A 2271-nucleotide genomic window follows, 5' to 3' on the forward strand; every position below is an offset into this window, starting at 1 on the left:
ACGGCCTGTGCTTCACTACCACTATAAAGTAATAGAGGCGTATATGGACTCCGTCGAGTCTCATATACGCCTCTAAGCTTAGTAGTTTTTCTATATACAATTTACAATAAATCAAGCGGGCTTGGTGTCTGTGCCACTTAATCTTTCGAAGAACAATAGATGCTTCTGTGAGAACCAGTCAATCAAGAGGTCGACAAATACCAACAGAAGGAAAAATGATAGGACTAACACAAGATGGAGGATATTGGTCAGCTGTGAATAAGGCGCTGTAGCTGTCATATCCAGCAGACGGCCAACGGTTTCAAACAGCCCGCCAATGATCCCGTAGCCCAATAGATTGCGAAGTAAAATTTTAGCCTGGCTGGCACTTTGACCATTGCGGTCAACAATTTTGATGTGGACCAGCCGCATGCCGATGGTTTGTTGTCTCACCAGTTCAAATCCTAGGATAAAGATGATAAAACCAATCGCGGTGGTCACCCACGGTGTTTTGATCACAATACCAAGAATGGCGCTAAAAATTGAAATGATGATCCAGTCAGCACCAAGGGCTGCAATCCGTCTAATTGGCGAAATGTTCTTGCTGAGCGCCATCGTCCGCTCGGTAACCTGTGCCTTGGTTGGCAGGAAGCGGCCGAGCCAGACTGCCCCAGCAGCACCGACAATGCCACCAGTCGTATTAAGCAACAGGTCGTCGACATCAAACAGGCGGTATGGGCGCGGGTAAAATCCGTAGAGCCCGGATAACTGCGTGAGCTCAAAGAACAGCGACAAGCAGAAGGTCAATAGAATGGTTTGTTTCCATGATCGTTGAAAGTAATATTTCATGTAGAAACCAAACGGCAGGGTCAGGAAAATATTAAAGACCGGCTGGATGACGGTTGGTGCTTTAAGTGCGGCAAGCCAAGTCCCCGGATGGGTGAGTGAAAATGGATTGTATTTGATAAACTCTCTGACAAAGGTAAACGGCACAAAGTTGTGTGTCGGCGTTGTCAGATGGGCTACATAAGTCCGTGACGGCAGCGGCAGAATCGTTAGGAAGTAGGCACACATCATATAGAATACGAAGGTGTAAAGCATGAAGATACTCCACTTAGGTATCGCGCCGTATTTATGATAACTTACGAGCAATATTGGCAAGGTAATAAAAATCGATAGCAGCGGGAATAAAAAGGCTGCGGTATAAATAACGTGAATATACTGTGACATAAAGCTCTCCTAAACTAGTTATTTGATTGTTTCGCCTGGAATAAAGTACAGCAACAAACCGGCGCCAATTGAAATCAGTACAATTAAAGTAATGATGGCAATATTGGACCGCTTATTCATGACTAAAAATGCCAGGTGTTCCCGAATAACGGCGTTGGGCAGAAAATAAAATGGGGTTGGCGCGCCAACGCCAAAGGCAACGAACTTTAACTTTCGCGCCAGCACACCGGCACGTAAAATATGATAGTTATTTGAGACGAAGATGACTTTGCTATCGGTCTTGCCACTATCTTTTTCGATCATTTGACGAGAAAATTGCAGATTCTGTTTGGTATTGACGGATTTGTTTTCAACCAGGGTATCTTCTTTGGGGATGCCATGTTCCAATGCGTATTTTTGCATCGCTTCTCCCTCTGGTAACAGTTCGTCGCCACCTTGGCCGCCAGAAAAAATTAATTTGGCGTGTTTGCCGGTGGCTTTGATTTGATCGTGGTAGAATTCGAGAGCTTTATCAATTCGGTTACCCAGCAGACGACCAACTTTGTAGCCATCGATCAAGCCGCTTCCCAAAACAATAATGTAGTCCTTATCTTTTTTGGGAAAGTAAAGACGGTATAACAGCATCGACGAAATGGTGTTCCAAACTGTGAGCAGGACGTAGAAAATAAGTAGGGTCAAGAAGGTTGTAACTGCCGCTTGCAGGGGTCTGGGGCCAAAAGATGGATTGGTGAAGTAGAGAATATCGACCACAACGACCGCAATCCCAGTTATCAGTGTCAGTGAACTGCTCAGGCTGTAACCTTCGCGCTTCCAGACCACAAAGGCGTTAATAAAGAAGAAAATAAAGCTTAGGGCCAGTCCTAAAAGTACCAAACCGCCAACGATGAAGACGGCAACACCTAGGACAATCCCCCAGAATTGACTATTCAAAAGCGAAATTAACTGTACCAAGAAGATGAGCAGGACCAGAAGCGAAAGGTTGGCGAGCGCACCGATATACAGTGAATTGCGTAATTTGATTAAATATGTACAAAATAGTCCAACAACGATAATTAAGATAAT

The 2271-nt window shown here is 44.7% G+C and carries 2 protein-coding genes; both read right to left on the minus strand.

The features are described 5' to 3' along the window. Nucleotides 1-111 precede the first annotated feature (111 nt). A complete protein-coding gene (locus AB3112_RS10830) occupies nucleotides 112-1209 on the minus strand; it encodes a VanZ family protein (RefSeq protein ID WP_367334491.1) in 1098 nt (365 codons plus the stop codon). Between the two features lie 18 nt (nucleotides 1210-1227). After that, the coding region (locus AB3112_RS10835) for a YdcF family protein (RefSeq protein ID WP_367334492.1) at nucleotides 1228-2271 on the minus strand (1044 nt) is incomplete at its 5' end.

Source organism: Lentilactobacillus sp., from assembly GCF_040773105.1.
Classification (GTDB): domain Bacteria; phylum Bacillota; class Bacilli; order Lactobacillales; family Lactobacillaceae; genus Lentilactobacillus; species Lentilactobacillus parabuchneri.